Source organism: Ruegeria sp. AD9 (assembly GCF_056542305.1).
The window spans coordinates 230652-252016 of record NZ_JBQFZP010000005.1 but is presented as its reverse complement, the minus strand read 5'-3'; the positions used below and the strand labels follow the sequence as shown (position 1 = coordinate 252016).

Here is a 21365-nt window from a genome sequence, read left to right as displayed (position 1 = left end):
TGATCAGCTGGCAGGCTCGCAAAACAGCTCGTACAGCAGACCGATCATCTGCGCTGCATTTCCATCGCTTAGCGAATAATAGATCGTTTTGCCATCTCTTCGGGTGGTGACAAATCCTTCCTCCCGCAGACGGGCCAACATTTGGCTGACGGCGGCTTGTCGTAATTGCAGCAAATCCTCAAGCTGGCCTACCGATTTCTCGCCATTCCCAAGGTGGCACAGGATCATCAGGCGCCCTTCATGCGCCAGTGTCTTGAGAAATGCAGCCGCGCGGGCTGCATTTTCTTTCATTTCTGATGGTGTGTCCGAGGTGTGTGCCTGAGGTTCGGTTTCTAGGAGTGTCACGTTTTGACCGTTGTGCCGTTAATCTTGGGTCAATATGCCTCAAACCCGTCTGCGTTGTCACCCCTCGGTTGCAGGGGCACCGCCCTGAAAAGCATTGCCATTAACGTAATCGCAGGGCTCTTCCTGCATCTGCAAGTGCAAGCCGCGACCTTCATACGGGTGCGCGCGGGCCAGGTCTTCGTCGACATCGATCCCAAGTCCCGGCGCTGTCGGAGCGATCACGAAGCCGTCCTCTATCTGAATGGAACCTTTGATCAGCTGGTTGTGGAACGGTGTTTCAATGGTTTCCAGCAACAGCAGGTTCGGGATCGACGCGGCCAGGTGGATATTGGCGGCCCATTCGACCGGTCCTGCATAAAGATGTGGCGCCATCTGAGCATTGAATATCTCTGCTATAGCGGCGACTTTCTTCATCTCCCAGATTCCTCCGGCTCGCCCCAGCGCCGGTTGTAGGATTTCCGCAGCCCCGGCGCGCAGAACGGCTCCAAACTCGGCCTTGGTTGTCATGCGCTCTCCGGTGGCGATGGGGATACGGACGTTGTGGGCGACACGGGCCATGTCTTCGATCATATCAGGTGGCGTGGGTTCTTCGAACCATAGGGGCTGATATGGTTCCAGCGCCTGCCCCAGCCTAATGGCACCGGCCGTGTTGAACTGCCCGTGTGTGCCAAACAGCAGGTCGGCCTTGTCCCCTACGGCTTCGCGAATTGCCTTACAAAAGGCGACGGACATGGAAATGTCACTCATCGCGGGCATGTGGCCGCCACGGATTGTATAAGGGCCCGCCGGGTCGAATTTTACAGCGGTATAGCCGCGTCGCACCATTTCAGCGGCTGTTTCACCCGCTTGTTCGGGAGAGGTCCAGAAGTCGGTCAGATTGTGATGCGGCAAAGGGTAGAGGTAAGTGTAGGAGCGAATTCGCTCGTTCACCTTGCCGCCCAACAGGGCGTAAACCGGGCGGTCGCGATCCTTGCCCAGAATATCCCAACAGGCGATCTCCAACCCCGAGAATGCGCCCATCACCGTCAGGTCGGGGCGCTGCGTGAAGCCGCTGGAATAGGCACGGCGGAACATAAGCTCGATGTTTTCGGGGTTCTCGCCCAGCATGTGCCGTTCGAACACATCCCGGATGACGTGGCGCATCGCCTCAGGTCCGACGGACGAGGCATAGCATTCGCCCCAACCGGTTATGCCGGTGTCTGTCGTCAGTTTGACCAATATCCAGTATCGCCCCCCCCAACCCGGAGCGGGTGGGGCGGTGACGATGATGTCTAGATCCTGCAGTTTCATCTCAGTTCCTCCGAGCGGGGATCAGGTTCTGTCGAACAGGATCACGTTGCGCTTGGCAGATCCGGTTTTGGTATCGGCAATGGCCTCGTTGATCTGATCCAGCGACCAGCGGCCCGAGATCAGCTCGTCCAGCTTCAACCGACCCTGCTCGTAGAGGTCGATCATCCAGGGGATGTCCCGCTGAATAACCACATCACCCATTTTCGAGCCGACAACACCCTGGCCGAGGGCTGCCAGAACAACCGGTTCATAGCTGGCCATGCCGCCCGAATGCGGCATTCCGATCATGATGGCCTTACCGCCGCGGCCAAGATAACGCGGGGCCTGATCATAGGCGGCGATTGCGCCGACCGTAATCAGAACCGCATCGGCACCGCGTCCGCCAAGGGCTTTGAACGCTGCCTTCCAGGGTTCTTTCAGGCTGGCCAGCACGCCATGGGTCGCGCCGAACTCCTTCGCGATTTCCAGCTTTTCTTCAGTCATGTCCACGGCCACGATCCGCCGTGCACCCGCGATCCGTGCGCCCTGAATGGCGTTCAGGCCAACACCACCCGCACCGATAACAACGACATCCTGACCCGGGCGCAAATTGGCGGCGTTGACGGCAGCGCCGACCCCGGTGATCACCCCGCAAGACAGAAGGCTGGCCAGGTCTTTGGGCAGGCTTTCGGGTATCCTGACGATCTGCCGATGGCTCACCACAACTTTTTCGGCAAACGCGCCGCAGGCCATGGCCTGTTCCAGCGGATCGCCGTCAGCCGTTTTTAGCGGGCCTTTGACGGTGTCGTACGGTGTTTCGCAATTTGTCGGGTGCCCTCCGGCACAGGTGGGGCAGGACCCGCACGCGCGGATCAGCGTCACAACTACAGGTTCGCCAATCCTGAAGTCCCCGGCGGCCTCTCCAACTGCGGAGATCACACCTGCGGCTTCGTGTCCGTAAACGGCGGGCAGGAACCCTCCCCAGGCACCTTCGGCATAGGATATATCTGAATGGCAGATGGCCACTGCATCCAGCGTCACTTCGACTTCGCCCGTGCCGGGGGGCGTCAGCTGAACCTCTTCGATAACCAGGGGTTCGCCGAATGCCCGGCAGACTGCGGCTTTGATTGTTTGCATGTTTTCCCTCATTCCCGTTGGCCCCACGGTGGCGTGGGAAAGCGTTGATCGCAAGGCGGAAACCGCCATGTGAGTGTCGTTGTTAAGCCACGACAGGCGGGGACCGGCGAAACAAAACGAACCCGGCCAGCATCAGCGCCAGTGCCAGCAGGAAAGGAGCACCCGGCAGGTACAGCGGTGTGTCGGGGCGAATGAATTGCGCAAATACGCTGGTCATGACCAGGGGCGAGATTACCATCGAAAGCGCGTGGAGCGCGGCGAGGACGCCCTGCAACTCCCCTTGCTGCGAATCTGGTGTCGCTTTGGACATCATTGCCTGAAGTGCTGGTGTGGTGATTGCCCCGATTGCGGTGATTGGGATGAACAAAAGCGCAATGAACCCGTTGGTCAGAAAGGCCAGAATTGCGAAACTAAGAATTTCAAAACCCATCCCGTAGATGATGGCACCCCTTTCGCCGCACAATCGGATTGCGGGGCGGATCAGACCGCCCTGCACAACGGCCATGCCGATCCCATAGACGCCCAGTGACAGGCCGATCATCTGAGGGGACCATCCGAACCGCTCGGTGGTGAAAAAGGACCAGATAGCGGGGTAGACGTAGATTGAGACCGAATACAGAAAGTAGACCCACAGCATAGGTCGGATACCGGGCAGTGCAGCAATGGCGCGCAGCGAATTCACCGGGTTGGCGCGGCGCAGGTTGAAGGCGCGCCGGGTCTTGTCGGTCACGGTTTCAGGCATCACGAAGCAGCCGATGGCAAAGATCAGTGCCACCAGACCTGCCGCAGCCCAAAACGGGGCACGGGTTCCATATTCGCTGAGCAACCCGCCGATCACTGGTCCGAGCACAAATCCGACGCCAAAGGCCGCCCCTAACAGGCCAAAGTTTGCGGCCTTGTCCTTGGGATCGGAAATATCCGCCATGAACGCGGCGGCGGTGGAATGCGTGGCTGCAGTAATACCGCCGACAATACGACCGGCCAGCAACAGCCAGATACTGCCCGCCACTGCCATAACCATATAATCAAGCGCCATGACGAACAGCGACAGCAGCAGCACAGTTCTGCGGCCATAGGCGTCGGACAGGTTTCCAAGGATTGGGCCAAAGATAAATTGCATCGCCGCAAAAGCGGTACTCAGCACTCCGCCCCAGATCGCTGCATTGGCAAGCGAACTGCCCTGCACATCAACAATCAGTTGCGGCATGATCGGCATAACCAGACCAATGCCCATTGCGTCGATCATGACGATGCTGAGGATGAAGAGTGATGGCAGGCGCATGGAACTCGGGCGGGTGATCTGTTCGTGGCACCCTAGGCACAGTCACCGAATGTGGGAAGACAGAGTTTTGCGTGCAGTCCGCCGCATCACTCAAATTTGCTTGCCAATTCGCTCAGCAATCCGGCCAGTTCCTGTGGATGCGAGAAAAACGGAGAATGCGAACTGTCGATGGTTAGCCGCAGGTCCTTCGGGATAAACGCGCACATGTCCGCCTGATATTCCGCGGGGATCGTTCGGTCATCTGTGGTGCGGATATAGGCCTTGGGCACTTCGTTGAAATTCGTGCCGACCGGCAGTGGTGTTTCCTGGGGGCGAATGGCCTGTGGGCACAGGCGCGCATAGGCGTAAGGCAGGATATCGTCCGGGCAATCGTGGTAGAACAGCTTTGGGATGGCATCTACCGACACGGTGTAAGACAGCCCGTCAGACGATTTGTCAATCGCGTGGGCAATTGTCTGCTGCGGGCCGCGTCTGCGCATTTCTGCCAGCGAAAGGCCATCGTGAGGCACGTAGGCGCACAGAAAGATCAGGGCGCGCATGGCGTCCGGTCGAGCTTCGGCGGCGGCGCTGATCGGATACCCGCCCCACGAGTGACCCACGACAATCGTATCGGGCGTGCAGGCGTTCAGAACGGCATCGCGGCAATTTTCCAGCGTCACCTCGGACACCGGCGTTGGATCTGCACCATGGCTGGGCAAGTCGATGGCCCGGGCCGAATGTCCCAAAGCTTCCAGCGCGGGGATCAGGTCGCGCCAGCACCAGGCTCCGTGGCAGGAGCCGTGGACCAACAGGAAAGACGCCATCGCTGTTCTCCTTCAGATATGCCCGATATCGGTCAGAAACCGGGTCAGGATTGCTGCGTATTCTGCGGGTTTCTCGACGCAGGGCAAATGGCCAGCTCTGCGGATCAGTTCGAACCGCGATCCGGGGATCAGGTCGACAGTTTCGCGCACCAGATCGGGCGGGGTCGAGCCGTCCTCGCTTCCGGCGATGCCAAGTGTGGGAAGGCGCAGGCCGCTTGTGGGTGTATAGAAGTCGGTCCCGGCGACGGCAGCGCAACAGCCCAGATATCCGTCAAGCGGTTGGCTGATCATCATGTCGCGCCATGGCAGGTGGTTTTGCGCTGCGCGGAAATCACGGGAAAACCAGCGTTCCATCGTGGCGTCTGCCACCGCTTCAATCCCGCCGCGACGCACAGCGTCTATCCGATCCTGCCAGACTGCGGGTGTGGCGATTTTGGTAGCGGTGTTCGACAGAACCTGCGCACGTATCTGATCCATACGTTTGACGGCCAGCCCCTGTGCGATCATCCCGCCAATGGACAGGCCGACAAAAACGCAGTCGCGAACCTTCAGGTGATCCAGCAGCGACTCGGCATCGCGGATCAGGGCGCCCATAGAATAAGGTGCCGGTGGAACCGAGGATTGCCCATGCCCGCGTTTGTCATACCGGATGATACGCAACCCTTTGGGCAGGTGCAGTAACACGGCGTCCCATATGTGCAGGTTTGTTCCCAATGAGTTGGCAAAAACCAGTGGCGCGCCGTCCGCCGCACCATCGACACGGTAGTTCAGTTTCACGTCGCCCAGATCAGCGATCATCATGACTCAGGTCCTTGCAGCCCCGGCGTTCCAGGTGCAACTTGCACAGGTTTGGGATGCCTGTCAGGTCAGGAATTCCAACGCCCTGGAAAAAACATCCGGATCGACGTTACCACCCGATGTGACCACGATCACGTCGTCGCCCTCAATCTCGTCGCCCCGGAACAGGGCCGAGGCCAATGCGACTGCGCCGCCGGGCTCCAGCACGATCTTGAGGCGCAGGAAAGCAAGTGCCATGGCCCGCAAGGCCTCTTCTTCGGTCACCGAAATACCGGGCCCGCAAAGACGGTTTAGGATGGGAAAGGTGATGTCGCCGGGTTGCGGTGTCAGGATGGCATCGCAAATATTGCCTGATGCCGCGTTGTTGTTCTGAATCCGTCCCGTCGCCAGTGATCGTTTGACGTCATCGAACCCTTCCGGTTCGCACGGGCGTGCCCTTAGGTCGGGGGCGTGTTTTTCCAATGCCAGTGCAATGCCAGAGGTGAGGCCGCCACCGCCGCAACAGACCAGAACATCCGCCTGAGATAACCCAAGTTCCGCGGCCTGTCTGGCGATTTCCAAGCCGGTGGTACCTTGCCCGGCAATCACCTGAGGTTCGTCATATGGCCGGATCAGAGTCAGCCCGCGTTCGGCTGCGATGGTCTCCCCGATCTCTTCACGGCTTTCGTTTGCACGGTCGAAAAGAACGACCTCACCTCCAAGCGCGCGGGTGTTTTCGATTTTCAGGTGTGGCGCGTCCGACGGCATGACAATGACCGAAGCAATACCGTGTTTCGCCGCCGCCATCGCAACGCCTTGTGCGTGATTGCCCGAAGAATATGCAATCACGCCGCGCTGGCGTGTGTCTTCATCCAGCGCGGATATGGCAGACCAAGCTCCCCGAAACTTGAAACTGCCCGTATGTTGCAGGCATTCCGGCTTGACCCAAATCCGGCGCCCGGCGATCGCGTCAAGAAATGGCGACGAAAGAATTGGTGTCTCGCGAACATGTCCTTTAAGCCGTTTGGCCGCGGCTTCGATCATTTCAATTGTGCTCATGCAGCGTTCTTCAATACCTTTTTGATGACATCCAGAGATTGAGGCTCATTCAAGAACGGAACATGCCCACGATCCGGTACTTCGGCCGAGATCAGACCGGGATGCCGCCGGTGCATCTCAGCCAGTGTTTCTGCGCTCAAAACGTCCGAGTTTGCGCCCCTGATCGCGCCGCATGGAATATTGCGCAGCGCTTCAAAAAACAACCAATAGTCGGGTATAGCACCGCTCGCGGCCTGTTCCAGAAGCGCCTTGCGCAGGGCCGGATCATAGCGCAGCGCCAGCCCGTCCCTTTGTTGTTCGTATTGAATTTCGGCCTGTTTGCGCCAGATCTCCAACGGAACCCTGGGGAACTGCGGCTCCATCACATGTTTCAGGGCGGCAGCAGCTTCGTCATGGGTTTTCGCGGTGGGTTGTGCGCCCACATAGGCCATGATCTTGGCGATGCCTGACGTCTCTATGACGGGCCCCACATCGTTCAGAATCAAACCGGCCAAGCGTTCGGGGTGGCTTGCTGCCAGTGCCATGGCAATCAGCCCGCCCCGCGAGGTGCCCAGAATGACCGCTTTTTCGATGCCCAGAAAATCCAGCAGTTCAATCGCGTCATGGGATTCACGAAAGATGTTGTAGTTCATGAAATCGGGGTCGTAGTCTGAGCGGCCGCGCCCCCTGTAATCCATCGCAATCATGCGCAGCTCAGTGGCATGTGGTGCGAAATACGAAAAATCCCGGCTGTTTCTGGTCAATCCGGCCAGACACAAAAGCGGCGTGCCCGATCCATGGTCTTCGAAATAGATGCGCTTGCCGTCCGAAGTCGTAAAGTCTGACATCAAAGACCAGCCAGCTTGGGAATGGTGGTCAAATCAGACAGAACATGCGCTGGCGTCCACGGCAGCCGGTCCATTGGTTCCCCGATCCGATTGACCCAGGCGGTGACAAAACCATAACCGCTGGCCCCTGCGGCATCCCAACCGTTTGAACTGACGAACAAGACTTCGTCGCGGGCGCAGTCAAACCTGTTCTGAACCAGATCATAGACACGGGAATGGGGCTTGAAGACCCCAACGCTTTCGACCGACAGCACGTCATCCAGCACATCGCCGATCCCGGCGGACTGAACAGCACCGTCCAGCATGGGCGGTGATCCGTTGGACAGGATGGCAGTCTGCATCCCGCCATCCTTGAGGGTTTTCAACATGGCAGGAACTTCGGGATAGGCCTGCAACTCCCAATAAAGATCCAGCAGGCGTTGGCGCAGTTCAGGGTTGCCCTGCAGGCCTGCAGCTTCCAGCGCCCAGTCCAGCCCGTCCTGCGTGACATCCCAGAAGTCCGCATGCGCATCAGCCACTGCACGCAGCCATGTGTATTGCAATTGCTTCAGGCGCCAATGTCCCGCGACCTCGGGCCATTTGTCTTTCAGTGCTTCGAATCCAGGTTCGCTTGCCGCCTGCCGGGCGGCGGCCGCAACATCAAACAGTGTTCCGTAGGCGTCGAACACGCAGGTCGTGACTGCCATATAACCCTCCTTTGATTGCGCGCAGGTTGGCACAACACGGAATGGGGGGGAAGGGCCAAGGGTTTACAACTTTGTGTCAATCTCTAGGGTTGGCCGCTTAACCCCTAAAACGGCCGGAGGCCACTATGACCGAAATCAAGCAAGGCGACACGGTTCGCATCCATTACACAGGGACATTGCTGGATGGCAAAGTCTTTGACAGCTCGGATGGGCGCGATCCGTTGGAGTTCGTGGTTGGATCGGGTCAGATTATTCCCGGTCTGGACAGTGCCATGCCCGGTTTGTCCGCAGGTGACAAGAAACGGGTCGAGATTGCCTGTACCGACGCCTACGGCCCGATCAATCCTGCGATGCGTCAGGAAATCCCCCGTGAGGGTATTCCCGAGGATATTCCGCTGGATCCGGGCACTCAACTGCAGATGCAGACACCGGACGGTCAGGCCGTACCAGTGACAGTTGTGGACGCCAACGAAGCGACTGTAACCCTGGATGGGAATCATCCGTTGGCCGGACAGGATCTGGTGTTTGAGATTGAAGTCGTCTCGATCAATTGAGACTTAGTTCGGGTTGGAACTCCTGCACGGACTTCAGCCGATCAAAGATTCAACAGCTGCACGTACCTGTGGCTGGGTGAAAAAGACAAACACCAGCAGCAATGAAGTCAGCGCGAGCAGCAGCACTCTGGCCCGCTGGCTGAGGAAACCGGATTTCTTCCGGCTTTGCACTGACCGTGCGTTGTTTGCAATGATTTGATCTAGCTTGCTCATATCGAAGTCCTGCCGCCCAAAGATGGTGAAATCTTGGCGGCGGCAGGGAAAGATATGGTCACATGAAATCGGGTTGTGGCATGCCCAGAACGTGGAAACCACCGTCAACGCGGATGATTTCACCAGACGTGCAGGCACCCGCATCAGATGTCAGGTAAACTGCGGTCCCGCCAACAGCTTCCAGTGTGGCATTCGAACGCATCGGCGCATTCTGATCACAGAACTTGTATGTCCTGCGCGCTCCGCCAATGGCCGCACCGGCAAGGGTTTTCATCGGCCCAGGTGAGATTGCGTTCACGCGGATACCATCCGGGCCAAGGTCATTGGCCAGATAACGGGTCGCCGATTCCAGCGCAGCCTTGGCAACACCCATGACGTTGTAGTTCGGTACAACCCGGTTTGATCCCTGATAGGTCAGCGTCAGCAGCGAACCCCCTTTGTCCTTCATCATCGGATAGGCGCGGCGCGCCACCTCGATGAAAGAATAGGCCGACACGTCCATCGAGTGTTTGAAGTTCGCCCGCGTGGTATTCAGAAACCGGCCTGTCAGCTCGGACTTATCCGAATACGCAATGGCATGAACAACAAAGTCGATGGTGGGCCAACGCTGAGCCAGCTCACCAAAGGCGCGATCCAGTGACTCGTCGTCGGTCACATCGGCATCCACCATGAAATCACTGCCCAAGCTTTGAGCGAGAGGTTCCAACCGCTTGCCGAACGCTTCGCCCTGATAGGTGAAGGCCAGTTCTGCGCCTGCCTCGTGCATGGCCTTGGCAATGCCCCACGCGATTGAGCGGTCATTGGCCACGCCCATGATCAGGCCGCGTTTACCTTTGAGAAGATCCGACATCACTTTCACCCGTTATACTTAGACAGAATCATGGACCCGTTAGTGCCGCCAAAGCCGAAGCTGTTGGTCATGACACTGTCCAGTCCTGCGTTTTCAACCACTTCAGTTGCAATTTCACCGGGCAAGATGCCTTGGGCGAGTGTGTCGACATTGATCGACGGCGTAATGAAATCATTGTCCAGCATGAGTAGGCAGAAGATCGCCTCAAGCGCTCCTGCCGCGCCTTGCGCGTGGCCAGTCATTGATTTGGTCGAGGAGATCGGTGGCACATTGCTTTCACCGAAGATGCGGCGCACAGCCTCTACTTCGCCAACGTCACCGACGGGGGTCGAGGTCCCATGTGCATTAATATAGCCGACCTTGCGACCTTCGGGCAGTGTTTCCAGCGCCAGCCGCATCGCGCGCTCGCCGCCTTCACCTGAAGGGGCCACCATATCGTGGCCATCCGAGGTGGCAGCATAGCCGGTGACTTCGGCATATATCTTTGCACCGCGGGCCAGAGCGTGCTCCAACTCTTCCAGAACGAGGATGCCGCCGCCACCGGAAATCACAAACCCATCACGGTTTTCGTCAAACGCGCGCGAGGCTTTCTCGGGCGTGTCATTGTATTTCGACGACATCGCGCCCATCGCATCGAACAGACACGAAAGCGTCCAGTCCAGTTCTTCGCCGCCGCCAGCAAACATGACGTCCTGTTTGCCCAGCATGATCTGTTCGGCCGCGTTGCCGATGCAATGCAGCGAGGTCGAGCAGGCCGAGGTGATCGAATAGTTGATACCCTTGATCTTGAACGCGGTCGCCAGGTTTGCCGAGATTGTCGAGCACATACATTTTGGCACGGCGAACGGCCCTATCCGCTTGGTTGCACCGGTGCTCAGAACCGTCTGATGAGCGGTCAGCATCGCGCTTGTCGACGGGCCGCCGGACCCGGCCACCAAACCTGTGCGCGGGTTGACTACCTGGTCCTCGGTCAGACCGGAATCTGCAATGGCTTGAGACATGGCGATATGAGCGTAAGCCGCGCCCGGACCCATGAAGCGCAGGGTGCGTTTGTCCACGTGTTCAGCCACGTCAATCTTGAGCGTTCCCGCGATCTGACTGCGAAACCCATGTTCCGCCATCTGTTCGCTGGCTTCGATCCCGGATTTACCTGCTTTGAGCGAGGCCAGAACCTCTTGGGCATTATTCCCGATCGAAGACACTACCCCCAGACCGGTAACGACTACTCGACGCATGTGCGCACTCCTTGTTTCGGGTCGGTCAGGCTCAGGCCTCGGACAGAACGACCTTCATATCTTTGACATCATAGATCATCTCGCCATCGGCTTCGACGATTCCATCTGCCACACCCATGGTCAGGCGACGTGTCTGAATCGCTTTTTTGAAATCGATTTTATACGTTAGCATCTTGCGGTCCGGACGAACCATACCGGTCAGTTTCACTTCGCCCACGCCAACGGCCATGCCGCGCCCTTGCCATCCACGCCAACCCAGGTTGAAACCGGTCAGCTGCCATAGACCATCAAGGCCCAGGCAACCCGGCATAATTGGGTTGCCTGGAAAATGGCAGTCAAAGAACCAAAGGTCAGGGGTGATATCGAACTCGGCCAGCACATGGCCTTTGCCGTGCAGGCCACCATCATCCGAGATGTCGGTGATCCGGTCCATCATCAGCATTGGCGGGGCGGGCAATTGTGCATTGCCGGGGCCAAATAATTCGCCGCGGGCGCATTTCAGCAGATCGTCTTTGTCAAAACTGCTCGGGAACTGGGCCATTCTTGCCGCCTCTCCTGCCGTGGGTCCGTTCGTAATATCTGGCCTCGTCTAGCACCCGTTTGCAAGGTCCTGCAAGAGCAGCGGCCACATCATGTTGTGTATACCGCGTTCTTTGCGAATGAATTTCATTTGAAATTGCCAACCATGCGCTCCTATATATAATGGAAGTCACTATGGGTATTGGATCAATGACACCGCAGAGCGGCGATATAGCTACGGGTTGGCTGGTGAACGCTGGCCTGCGTCCGACGCGTCAGCGTGTGGCGTTGGCCGAGCTTTTAGTGGGCGATGGCCGCCATCGTCACGTTACCGCCGAGAGCCTGTTTGAATCGGCCAAGGCGAATGGTGACGCTGTATCACTGGCGACGGTTTACAATACCCTGCGCGCGTTTTGCGACGCCGGCGTTCTGCAGGAAATCACTGTGGACGGGTCAAAAAGCTATTTCGACACGAACACGCATGATCACCCTCATTTTTATTGGGAAGACGAGGCACGCCTGAGTGATGCGCCATCGGACCAATTGGTGATCCAGCGCCTGCCCGAAGCGCCCGAAGGGGTCGAGATTGCCTCGGTTGACGTTGTCATTCGCCTGCGCAAAAAGTAGCGCCAACACCGCCGTTCAAACTCGCCAATAACAAACGTTCAACCTGATCAATGGTCGCGTCAGCGGGCCCTGTTCCGTGGCGCGCAAGAACAACGGATTCAGTTGCGTCCTGATTGCTGATCGGAACACTGACAAGACGTCTGTTGTCATAACTGACCGCGTTGAGCGGGCTGGTATAGCTGATCCCGATCCCTTCGCCATGGGCGGCAAGACTGCGCTGAATCTCGATCGATGCTGCCCTATGTGCGACAGTCGGGTGCAGACCGTTGCGCCGAAAGAGACTGAGGATGTGTTGTGCCGACCAGCCTTCTGTTGACAGGATCAACGGGTGAGCAGCCAAGTCAGCCAGTGAGACCGTGCCCGCTGTCGCCAATAGATGATCCGGGGGCATAAGGGCCTTTGGCCGACTGTCGAACAGTTTTGCTCGTGTGAACCCCGCATCCATTGTCAGCTCGTAAGTGATGGCAATATCGATCTGGCCATCAATCAATCTGTTCAGCAGCCCTTCAAAGGACGCAGCAAAGTAAGTGATAGCGATGTTTGGAAAAGCATCGCGCAAATGGTGCAGGGCGGGTGCCAGCAGGAAGGGGGCGAGGTCCGTAAAACACCCCAGTCTTAGACGTGTCGTGCCCGGCGACGGTGTTTCTGATGACTCGATTTGGGCTGCGTCTTTCAGAAGGGTCTCGGCCTGATCGATGAATTTTCTCCCCTGAGGCGTCAGCGCCATGGCCGAGCCTCGGCGGCGGATAAACAGCGGGTGTCCCAAATGTGCTTCGACACGCGTCAGGGCTGTGGACAGGGCCGGTTGCGATACATTCAGGTATTGTGCGGCTGCGGACAGGCTGCCGTGGCGCCCGACCGCGCAAACATATTCGTACTGACGCAGTGAAATGTATAACATAAAGTTAATTATAACTTCGAAAGATATGATTTGAACAGAACACTCCTTCAACGCAAAAGATTGGAAAACGAATGGAGACCCGGATGCCTCACCCGCTTGTAACTCAAGAGATGATCACAACGTATCAGGATGATGGCGTCGTTCTGATCAAAGGGCTGTTTGCAGATTATGTGGATCAACTGCGCGACGGCATTGCCGCGAATATGGCAGAGCCTGGCCCGTATGCATCAGAAAACAAGAAAGAGGGTCAAACGGGTCTGTTCTTTGACGATTATTGCAACTGGACCCGCATCCTGCAGTTCCGCGAGGTGATCGAAAACTCGCCCGCGGCCGAGGTCGCAGCGGACCTGATGCAGTCGAAAAGTGTTCAGGTGTTTCACGACCACGTATTGGTAAAAGAGCCCGGGACATCCATGGCCACGCCCTGGCATCAGGATGGCCCATATTACTTCGTTGAGGGTCAGCAAACCATCAGCTTCTGGTCTCCGCTGGATCCGGTCAGGCAGGCGACGTTGCGCTGTGTCGCGGGCTCTCACCGGTGGGAGAAAGAGGTGCTGCCAACCCGCTGGGTTTCTGAGGAAGGTTTTTTCCCGGATGAAGGCCAGTACATCCCCGTGCCGGACCCGGATGCCGAGGGCATGAAGGTCGTCGAATTCGAAATGGACCCCGGTGACGCCGTTGCCTTCAATTATCGCACCCTTCACGGTGCGCGAGGAAACCACTCGGACAGCCGTCGCCGCGCCTTTTCTCTGCGGCTGGTCGGCGATGACGCAAGGTATGTAGAGCGTCCAGGCAGAACCTCTCCACCGTTTCCCGGCCATGACATGACGCCGGGGCAGCGTCTGCGAGAAGACTGGTTTCCGGTCCTGTTTCAGCGCTGAGGCGCTTCAGAACCATTGGCCTGATTCGATCAGGCCCAGATCCAGCAGCTGCCGCGAGTGCCATTCAAAAGGCACGGAGTTGCGCCAGCTAAAACTTGGAATGTCAAAAGTCGACCCGGCATTTGTTTTGAGCGCCTTCGCGGCGCGGAAGGAACAGATAGCCGCGGTCACGTTGTGATGCCATGGGCAGGAATAGGTATTGTATTCCGGCTCATTGAACGTGTGGTCGGATTTCAGGATCAGGCCCTTTTGCGCCTTGAACAGGGCGATGCGGTCGATGCGACGGCGTTCATAGGGAATGTGATCCTCGAACCGCCAGCGCAAGCCACCTGACAGGTCCACCTGACGGTCCAGTGGTTGGCCATCAGGGTCGTGGCGTGATTGGGCATAGTAACCCGTTTTGTCGAACAAAGCCTGTTCGGGGGCGACACCGTTGGGAAAAGCGGTCAGGTCCTCGGCATAAAGGTCGATGACGTAGCTCAGCATCGCATTGCGGCGTTCTTCGCTGTGAAAGGCCAGCATTTCGCCAATGCTGCGCGTTTCGCAAAACGGAAAGAACAGGTATTCGGCGTTATAGCAGTAATACATCCAGATGCCGGGTGCGGCCTGAATTATTCTGTTCAGGGTATCGAAAACCACCGTTCGGGGAACGCATTTCAAGGTGACCCGATGCACTCGGTCGGTCAACGCGGGCTCTAGTCGGAACTCCTGAGGCATGAAGGCGATAACGGATTTGAACCCTAGCTTCAGATGGTGATGCAGAGTGCTTTCCAACTCGACCTCGTCCTCGGCAAAGACCATCGCAACGGGGCCTTGCGCCATTGCGGGCTGCCCGGCTTTCAGGAAATGGTCGAGGGAATCGTATTGCATCGGCTGTTTTCGGTTTTGTCTTGCTGGAAAGTTCCGCCAAATTCGGGTAATTGCGCCCGCATTGCAAGCGGCGTTCGAAGCAGATAGACGACGCCGGTCCAGCGAATGCAAAGGCCCGTCTCATGTCCGAACCGAAGAAGCTGTTTATCAAGACCTATGGCTGTCAGATGAATGTCTATGACAGCGAACGCATGTCCGAGGCGCTGGGCGGGCAGGGTTATGTTGAAACCCAGACCCCCGAAGATGCGGATATGATCCTTCTGAACACCTGCCACATCCGCGAGAAAGCGGCAGAGAAAGTGTATTCCGAACTGGGGCGCTTCAAGGGTCTGAAGGCCGAGAAGCCTGATTTGAAAATCGGCGTGGCGGGCTGTGTCGCTCAGGCTGAAGGCGAAGAGATCATGCGCCGCCAGCCGCTGGTTGATCTGGTGGTCGGTCCGCAAAGCTATCACCGCCTGCCCGAGATGGAGGCAAAGACCCGAGCGGGCGAAAAGGCGCTGGACACGGATTTCCCCGAAGAGGACAAGTTCGAAAAACTGAAAAACCGCCCCAAGGCCAAGCGCGGCCCGACGGCGTTTCTGACTGTTCAGGAGGGCTGTGATAAATTCTGCGCCTTCTGCGTGGTTCCTTATACGCGCGGTGCTGAAGTCAGCCGTCCAGCGGATCGCATCATCCGCGAAGCCAATGATCTGGTCGAGCGCGGGGTGCGCGAGATCACGTTGCTGGGCCAAAACGTCAACGCCTATCACGGTGCCGGGGCAAATGGTGACATGACACTTGCCGGCTTGATCTGGGAATTGAACAAGGTCGACGGGCTGGAACGCATCCGCTTTACGACCTCGCACCCGAACGACATGGCCGACGACCTGATCGAGGCGCATGGCACCTGTGACAAGCTGATGCCCTATCTACACTTGCCGGTTCAGTCGGGTTCGGACCGTATCCTCAAGCGGATGAACCGCAGCCATACGGCGGAAAGCTATCTGCGGCTGGTCGAACGCATTCGCGCGGCGCGGCCTGATATCGTGATGTCGGGAGACTTCATCGTTGGTTTCCCCGAAGAAACCGAAGATGATTTTCAGGCCACGATGGATTTGGTCGAAGAGGTCAAATACGGCTACGCCTATTCCTTCAAATACTCCACACGTCCGGGAACCCCAGCGGCTGAACGAGCCCAGGTTGATCCGGCAGTGTCAGATGAACGGTTGCAGCGGCTTCAGGCCTTGATCACGCGTCATCAGCGGGAAATTCAGGACGGTATGGTTGGACGCACAGTCCGCGTTCTTTTCGAGAAACCGGGTCGCCTGCCCGAACAGATGGTTGGAAAGTCCGAATACCTGCATTCGGTGCACGTAAAAGGACCAGAGATCGCCACGGGTGACTTGAGAGAGGTCCGGATCACTGCGTCGGGGGCGAATTCTCTGGCCGGTGAGTTGCTGTAGATCGGTGTTTACACCTCCCGGACACCATAGTTGGTGTTTGTTTCCAAAATTTACCCTTGATTTATTGCTTGGAACTATGCTCCGAGAGGAGCCATGGTTTTCGGGGCGCAAGGATTTGCGCCTGCAAATCGGCAATATGCCGGTCCCGGAAAACGGGATGAGGGAGGTACGAGTGACGACTTTCAATAGCTTTACGAGCCTGAGCAGGTTGAAAACGCTGACACTAACTGCCGCTGTTACACTGATTGCCAGCGCATCCATTGCCGGTGATTTGAAAGGTGAGATAAGCGATCCGGAAGTGGTCAGCCCGAAAAGATTCAGCAGCGATGTCAGTGCTTTTTATCTGGGGCTTACTGGTGGTTATGGCGCTGGTGGGGACGATCGATTTGGCCTGACAACACCCGGCGGACAGTTTGATATCGGTGATCAGGATTTGTCGGGAGCATACGGGGGGGTCCGGGGCGGCTGGCGTGGCGTTTTACCTACAAGGGAAGGGCGCGACTATGTCTACGGCTTCGAAATCGGGTATGAATTCGGATCTCTTGACGACACTGTCAGCAGGCGGATCGGCAGCGTCAATGTGCAGGGCGGAACAAAGATATCGGATGTTCTTGCAGTCCGATTTCGCAATGGTCTGACGAACCGCAGCGGACGAATTCTGTATTTTTTTAGCGTCGGATATCTGTGGGGCGATGTGGAAACAACCAACAGTATTGCATCGGCCACCTCGGTTCAGAATTTCCCGGTGTCAGATCGGCGGAACGGCTATTCGGCAAGCATAGGGGCCGAGCATAGGTTGTCCGACAATTGGTCGATTACGGGCGAATATGAATATGTCCAGTTCCAATCAAAAGACATCCAGTTCAGTTCTGGCTTCTCCACAAAGTCCACACCAAAATACAGCGGATTAAGATTCGGGCTGAATTACACCTTCTGATGTTCATCCAATCGGCAACCAATCACCGTTAAATCGGCTGTTATGACATCTCAGCATTTATTTTTTAAACTGTGGCTTGCGCCTACCAAGATTTGTTGTCTACGCTCGGGGTGAACAGCCAAGACAGGAGAGCGGATTGGCCATCGGTGCCCTGACCCCACCGCAAGATGAAATGCCCCAACACGAGGCGTTCGTAGAATTTCCCGACAACCGATTGCTGATTGACCTGTGCGGTGAATATGACCGCAATCTGGCTGAGATCGAAACCAAGCTTTCGGTCCAGATTGTACGCCGCGGCAATCAGCTTGTTGTGATGGGCGATGAAGATGCTCAGAAACAGGCGGTTGAGGTGCTTCAATCGCTTTACACTCGGCTTGAAGGTGGGCGCGAGGTTGAGGCCGCAGACGTCGATCGCGAGTTGCGGATGGGTGTTTCGGAACAGGGAACCGGTAGCCGCGATGGCGATCAGCTTGAGATGTTCAAGGGCGGTTCGGTTGAGATCAAGACCCGCAAGAAGCTGGTTGAACCGCGCACCGACGCCCAGAAAGCCTATGTCCAGTCACTGTTCAAGAATGAGCTGGCCTTTGGAATTGGTCCGGCGGGGACGGGTAAGACCTATCTGGCGGTGGCGGTCGGGGTTTCGATGTTCATCGGCGGGCATGTGGACCGAATCATCCTGAGCCGTCCGGCGGTCGAGGCGGGCGAAAAACTGGGCTATCTGCCGGGTGACATGAAGGACAAGGTCGACCCTTACATGCAGCCGCTTTATGACGCGCTGAACGATTTTCTGCCCGGAAAACAGTTGGCCAAGCTGATCGAAGAAAAACGAATCGAAATCGCTCCGCTGGCCTTTATGCGCGGTCGTACGCTGGCCAACGCATTTGTAGTTCTGGATGAAGCGCAAAACGCCACCACGATGCAGATGAAGATGTTCCTGACCCGTCTGGGCGAAGGAAGCCGCATGGTCATAACTGGCGACCGGTCACAGGTCGATTTGCCGCGTGGCGTTCAATCGGGCTTGGCGGATGCTGAGAGGTTGTTGAAAACAATCCCGAATATCAGCTTCAACTACTTCACCTCGAAAGACGTGGTGCGTCACCCGCTTGTCGCTGCGATCATCGAGGCGTATGAGGCCGATGCGGGCCGTGAAACCACGTGAACACATAGCCCGCTAACGAGGCTGTTACGCGGTAAGATGACCCTGGAACTCATTTTCGAAGACGAAAGGTGGCAAGATCTTGAGGTCTTGTCACAAAAGGCGATTAACGCCGTTCTGACCCATTGCGGATTGGCCCCGGAGCAGTGCGAAGTCAGTATATTGGGATGCAACGATGCGCGGATTTCAGAACTGAACGCAGAATTTCGCGGTAAACCGACGCCCACCAATGTGCTGAGCTGGCCTGCGGAAGACCTGGCTCCGGATGAGCCAGGGCAATCACCACGCCTGCCAGAGCCGGATTTTACTGGCGAGATTGTTCTGGGCGATATTGCGATTTCCTATGACACTTGTGCCCGCGAGGCGGCCGAGGCCAACAAGGCAATGAGTGACCATGTGACCCATTTGCTTGTTCACGGAACGTTGCATTTGCTGGGTTATGATCACATTCGTGACCCCGATGCCACCTTGATGGAAGGGATTGAGGTCAAGATACTTGGCAAATTGGGTATTGATGACCCATATAAGGTATAATGTGGGTTCAAGACCCGATCAGTTGGAACAAGGTAATGGGCGATATAGAAGGCAGTTCTAGGGCGGCGCAAAGCGCGCAACCTCAGGACAGCAGTACTGAAACGGAAGAGAAAACCGGTCTGTTTTCTCGAATCCTCGAAGTGTTTTCGAGCGATGATACTCAACCGGACCAGACGGTGAACGGACAAAACGCGGCTGTGGCGCAGCCACGCGGGATGATTAACCTGCGCCGGATGCGCGTTGAGGATGTTGCCATCCCTACCGCTGAAATCGTTTCGGTACCTTCAACGATCACAAAAGATGAACTGGCGGATGTTTTCCGGAGCAGTGGTATGTCAAGGATTCCTGTCTATGAGGGAACCTTGGATACACCGCTTGGTTTTGTTCATCTCAAGGATTTTGCCCTGACCCACGGTTTCAACGGTGGCGGCAAAGAGTTTGATCTGACCTCGATGCTGCGGACGCTATTGTTCGTGCCGCCATCCATGCCAATCGGCGTCTTGTTGACCAAGATGCAAACCGAGCGGCGTCACATGGCATTGGTGATTGATGAATATGGCGGCGTTGATGGACTGCTCACGATCGAAGACCTGATCGAGCAGGTCGTCGGCGAAATCGCTGACGAGCACGATGCGGATGAAGACCAGCTTTGGGTGCAGGAAAAGCCCGGATGTTATGTGGTGCAGGCGCGTGTGCCGCTCGAAGATTTCGAGGCCGAGATTGGCCGGTCTCTGACCAGTCATGAAGACGTCGACGAAGAGGAAATCGATACTCTGGGCGGGCTTGTGTTTATGCTCTCCGGCCGCGTTCCGGCGCGGGGTGAAGTTGTCATTCATCCAGAGGGTCCGGAATTCGAAGTGATCGAAGCCGATCCACGCCGTATCAAACGGCTGCGCGTCATGCTGCCGGACGTTGCTGCATGACCCCAGTACGGGGCTGGCCATTATCATTGAGATTGTTGGTCGCTGCCGCCCTTGGCGGTGTAGGCGCGTTTGGTCAGGCACCTCATCTGTATTGGGGCGCAACCGTTTTGGCTCTGGTCCTGATTGTGCCGATCTTCCTTGCCAGCGAAACCCGAGGCCGGGCGGCATGGGTCGGCTGGGCCTTCGCGACCGGCTATTTTGCCCATGCCCTTGGCTGGATCATTGAGCCGTTTCAGGTAGATGCTGAACGCCATGCCTGGATGGCCCCGTTTGCGTTGGTGTTCTTAGCGGGCGGACTGGCCTTGTTCTGGGCTGCCGCCTTTGGCCTGTCGCGCAGAATTGGTGCCACGCCCGTTCGTCAGGGCATATTACTGGTTGCAGTTTTGTCCCTGGCCGAAGTGGTGCGGGGATATGTGTTGACCGGCTTTCCATGGGCTGGGGTCGCGCAAATCTGGGTGGACACGCCAGTGGCGCAGATGCTGTCTCTGGTCGGGCCGTATGGGTTGAATGCGCTGACCTTTGCCGCAACATTCCCAATTGGCGCGGCATTGGTGCAGGATAAACCCTTGAACGGTTTGGTGCGGACCCTGGGTTGTACCGGCGTGATGGCAGCGATGGCGATTGCCTACGGGTTGACGCGACCCGTCGTTCAGGACGGTTCGCATCTGGTTCGCGTGGTCCAGCCGAATGCCCCTCAGCACCAAAAATGGGATCCGGCATATGCGCCTTTGTTTTTCGCGCGTCAGGTTGAATATACCGCAGCCTTTCCCAGACCCGACCTGATTGTCTGGCCCGAGACCGCAGTTCCAGCTTGGTTAGGTAGCGCACAACCGTTTCTGTCAACTGTTGCGGATGCCGCGCAGGGTGTGCCGGTGATATTGGGGATTCAGCGCGCAGAAGGCCCGAGAATCTTCAACTCGCTGGTCTATCTGGATGAAACCGGGCGTCAGGCAGGGTTGTACGACAAACACCACTTGGCGCCTTTCGGTGAATACGTCCCCTTGGGTGACCTGATGGGGCGTTTCGGGGTCAGTGGTCTGGCTGCCACAACCGGGCACGGGTTCAGCGCGGGGCCGGGCCCCGCCCTGTTGGACCTCGGCAAGCTGGGAAAGGCGTTGCCACTGATTTGCTACGAAGCCGTCTTCCCGCAAGATGTGAACGGTGCGCCGGGTCGGGCTGATTTCTTGCTGCAAATCACAAATGACGCCTGGTTTGGAACACGGTCGGGACCGTTTCAACACCTGGTGCAAGCCCGGATGAGGGCAATTGAGCAGGGCATACCGATGATCCGTTCGGCCAATACCGGTATATCGGCCATGATTGACCCATTGGGTCGTTTGACTGCGTCGTTGGCTCTGGGTGAGGCTGGATATGTGGACGCCGTGCTGCCGCAACCACACCGTCGCACGGCTTATGCACGTATCGGGGACAGTCCGATCGTTGTTGTCTTACTGTTTATTCTGGCGATGGCGCTGTTTGGTACCCGCGGCAACCGGGCAATTAGAGATTGACCCCAACTTTGGGCAAGCGTATGCGTC

24 protein-coding genes are annotated in these 21365 nt (G+C 57.2%); 9 read left to right on the top strand and 15 right to left on the bottom strand.

Annotated elements, in window-relative coordinates:
* Nucleotides 1–3: 3 nt before the first annotated feature.
* The 9 genes from ACR0AM_RS10200 to ACR0AM_RS10160 all read right to left on the bottom strand — a co-directional run bounded on the left by ACR0AM_RS10200 (nucleotide 4) and on the right by ACR0AM_RS10160 (nucleotide 8185).
* The gene (locus tag ACR0AM_RS10200; protein WP_480473809.1) at nucleotides 4–291 is read right to left on the bottom strand and encodes an ArsR/SmtB family transcription factor; all 288 of its coding nucleotides are present in this window, start codon (nucleotides 289–291) and stop codon (nucleotides 4–6) included.
* A 111-nt stretch (nucleotides 292–402) separates the two neighbouring features.
* Complete coding sequence (locus ACR0AM_RS10195) at nucleotides 403–1635, bottom strand: mandelate racemase/muconate lactonizing enzyme family protein (RefSeq protein ID WP_480622814.1); 1233 nt, start codon at nucleotides 1633–1635, stop codon at nucleotides 403–405.
* 21 nt (nucleotides 1636–1656) lie between these two features.
* Complete coding sequence (locus tag ACR0AM_RS10190) at nucleotides 1657–2751, bottom strand: Zn-dependent alcohol dehydrogenase (protein ID WP_480622813.1); 1095 nt, start codon at nucleotides 2749–2751, stop codon at nucleotides 1657–1659.
* 82 nt (nucleotides 2752–2833) lie between these two features.
* Nucleotides 2834–4033, bottom strand: a complete 1200-nt coding sequence (locus ACR0AM_RS10185) for a TCR/Tet family MFS transporter (protein WP_480518707.1) — start codon at nucleotides 4031–4033, stop codon at nucleotides 2834–2836.
* Between the two features lie 86 nt (nucleotides 4034–4119).
* Complete coding sequence (locus ACR0AM_RS10180; protein WP_480473805.1) at nucleotides 4120–4836, bottom strand: alpha/beta fold hydrolase; 717 nt, start codon at nucleotides 4834–4836, stop codon at nucleotides 4120–4122.
* Between the two features lie 12 nt (nucleotides 4837–4848).
* Nucleotides 4849–5637 carry a 3-oxoadipate enol-lactonase gene (gene pcaD / locus ACR0AM_RS10175; RefSeq protein WP_480622812.1) on the bottom strand — a complete coding sequence of 263 codons (789 nt, stop codon included), beginning with the start codon at nucleotides 5635–5637 and terminating at the stop codon, nucleotides 4849–4851.
* A gap of 60 nt (nucleotides 5638–5697) precedes the next feature.
* Nucleotides 5698–6672, bottom strand: a complete 975-nt coding sequence (locus ACR0AM_RS10170) for a threonine ammonia-lyase (protein WP_480622811.1) — start codon at nucleotides 6670–6672, stop codon at nucleotides 5698–5700.
* On the bottom strand, nucleotides 6669–7499 hold the full coding sequence (locus ACR0AM_RS10165; protein ID WP_480622810.1) for an alpha/beta fold hydrolase: 831 nt from the start codon (nucleotides 7497–7499) through the stop codon (nucleotides 6669–6671). The genes ACR0AM_RS10170 and ACR0AM_RS10165 overlap by 4 nt, the downstream gene beginning before the upstream one ends.
* Nucleotides 7499–8185 carry a haloacid dehalogenase type II gene (locus ACR0AM_RS10160; protein ID WP_480518718.1) on the bottom strand — a complete coding sequence of 229 codons (687 nt, stop codon included), beginning with the start codon at nucleotides 8183–8185 and terminating at the stop codon, nucleotides 7499–7501. The genes ACR0AM_RS10165 and ACR0AM_RS10160 overlap by 1 nt, the downstream gene beginning before the upstream one ends.
* Nucleotides 8186–8310: 125 nt before the next feature.
* Here ACR0AM_RS10160 and ACR0AM_RS10155 point away from each other — a divergent pair, with 125 nt between their 5' ends.
* Nucleotides 8311–8739 (top strand): FKBP-type peptidyl-prolyl cis-trans isomerase, encoded by a 429-nt coding sequence (locus ACR0AM_RS10155; RefSeq protein ID WP_209505363.1) that lies wholly within the window; start codon nucleotides 8311–8313, stop codon nucleotides 8737–8739.
* A 33-nt stretch (nucleotides 8740–8772) separates the two neighbouring features.
* Here the strand turns inward: ACR0AM_RS10155 and ACR0AM_RS10150 are convergent, their stop codons facing one another.
* The 4 genes from ACR0AM_RS10150 to fabA are packed head-to-tail and all read right to left on the bottom strand — an operon-like array spanning nucleotide 8773 to nucleotide 11578.
* On the bottom strand, nucleotides 8773–8952 hold the full coding sequence (locus ACR0AM_RS10150) for a hypothetical protein (RefSeq protein WP_480473800.1): 180 nt from the start codon (nucleotides 8950–8952) through the stop codon (nucleotides 8773–8775).
* Between the two features lie 58 nt (nucleotides 8953–9010).
* Nucleotides 9011–9802, bottom strand: coding sequence for an enoyl-ACP reductase FabI (locus tag ACR0AM_RS10145; RefSeq protein ID WP_480473799.1), 792 nt, complete (start codon nucleotides 9800–9802; stop codon nucleotides 9011–9013).
* A 5-nt stretch (nucleotides 9803–9807) separates the two neighbouring features.
* Nucleotides 9808–11037, bottom strand: coding sequence for a beta-ketoacyl-ACP synthase I (gene fabB / locus ACR0AM_RS10140; RefSeq protein WP_480473798.1), 1230 nt, complete (start codon nucleotides 11035–11037; stop codon nucleotides 9808–9810).
* A 31-nt stretch (nucleotides 11038–11068) separates the two neighbouring features.
* Entirely contained in the window at nucleotides 11069–11578 is a 510-nt protein-coding gene (gene fabA, locus ACR0AM_RS10135) for a bifunctional 3-hydroxydecanoyl-ACP dehydratase/trans-2-decenoyl-ACP isomerase (RefSeq protein ID WP_209598228.1), read from the bottom strand.
* 188 nt (nucleotides 11579–11766) lie between these two features.
* Between fabA and irrA the strand changes: the two genes are divergently transcribed.
* Nucleotides 11767–12183: an iron response transcriptional regulator IrrA gene (gene irrA, locus ACR0AM_RS10130; RefSeq protein WP_267366106.1), complete on the top strand. Its 417-nt coding sequence runs from the start codon at nucleotides 11767–11769 to the stop codon at nucleotides 12181–12183.
* On the opposite strand, the gene ACR0AM_RS10125 is transcribed toward irrA, so the two are convergent.
* Nucleotides 12161–13084 (bottom strand): LysR family transcriptional regulator, encoded by a 924-nt coding sequence (locus tag ACR0AM_RS10125; protein ID WP_480622809.1) that lies wholly within the window; start codon nucleotides 13082–13084, stop codon nucleotides 12161–12163. The two genes, irrA and ACR0AM_RS10125, sit on opposite strands and share 23 nt — an antisense overlap.
* Nucleotides 13085–13167: 83 nt before the next feature.
* On the opposite strand from ACR0AM_RS10125, the gene ACR0AM_RS10120 reads away from it, so the two are divergent.
* Nucleotides 13168–13965, top strand: a complete 798-nt coding sequence (locus ACR0AM_RS10120) for a phytanoyl-CoA dioxygenase family protein (protein ID WP_480484027.1) — start codon at nucleotides 13168–13170, stop codon at nucleotides 13963–13965.
* A 6-nt stretch (nucleotides 13966–13971) separates the two neighbouring features.
* Here ACR0AM_RS10120 and ACR0AM_RS10115 read toward each other — a convergent pair whose 3' ends face one another.
* Entirely contained in the window at nucleotides 13972–14835 is an 864-nt protein-coding gene (locus ACR0AM_RS10115) for a hypothetical protein (protein ID WP_480473795.1), read from the bottom strand.
* A 122-nt stretch (nucleotides 14836–14957) separates the two neighbouring features.
* Between ACR0AM_RS10115 and miaB the strand changes: the two genes are divergently transcribed.
* The 6 genes from miaB (at nucleotide 14958) to lnt (ending at nucleotide 21338) form a co-directional block, all read left to right on the top strand.
* Entirely contained in the window at nucleotides 14958–16277 is a 1320-nt protein-coding gene (gene miaB, locus ACR0AM_RS10110) for a tRNA (N6-isopentenyl adenosine(37)-C2)-methylthiotransferase MiaB (RefSeq protein WP_480518731.1), read from the top strand.
* Between the two features lie 115 nt (nucleotides 16278–16392).
* Nucleotides 16393–17214 carry an outer membrane protein gene (locus ACR0AM_RS10105; RefSeq protein ID WP_480622808.1) on the top strand — a complete coding sequence of 274 codons (822 nt, stop codon included), beginning with the start codon at nucleotides 16393–16395 and terminating at the stop codon, nucleotides 17212–17214.
* 136 nt (nucleotides 17215–17350) lie between these two features.
* Nucleotides 17351–18373, top strand: a complete 1023-nt coding sequence (locus ACR0AM_RS10100) for a PhoH family protein (protein WP_480494855.1) — start codon at nucleotides 17351–17353, stop codon at nucleotides 18371–18373.
* A 36-nt stretch (nucleotides 18374–18409) separates the two neighbouring features.
* Entirely contained in the window at nucleotides 18410–18904 is a 495-nt protein-coding gene (gene ybeY, locus ACR0AM_RS10095; protein ID WP_480473791.1) for an rRNA maturation RNase YbeY, read from the top strand.
* 35 nt (nucleotides 18905–18939) lie between these two features.
* Complete coding sequence (locus ACR0AM_RS10090; protein WP_480476819.1) at nucleotides 18940–19827, top strand: hemolysin family protein; 888 nt, start codon at nucleotides 18940–18942, stop codon at nucleotides 19825–19827.
* On the top strand, nucleotides 19824–21338 hold the full coding sequence (gene lnt, locus ACR0AM_RS10085; protein WP_480622807.1) for an apolipoprotein N-acyltransferase: 1515 nt from the start codon (nucleotides 19824–19826) through the stop codon (nucleotides 21336–21338). The genes ACR0AM_RS10090 and lnt overlap by 4 nt, the downstream gene beginning before the upstream one ends.
* The last annotated feature ends 27 nt before the right edge of the window (nucleotides 21339–21365 follow it).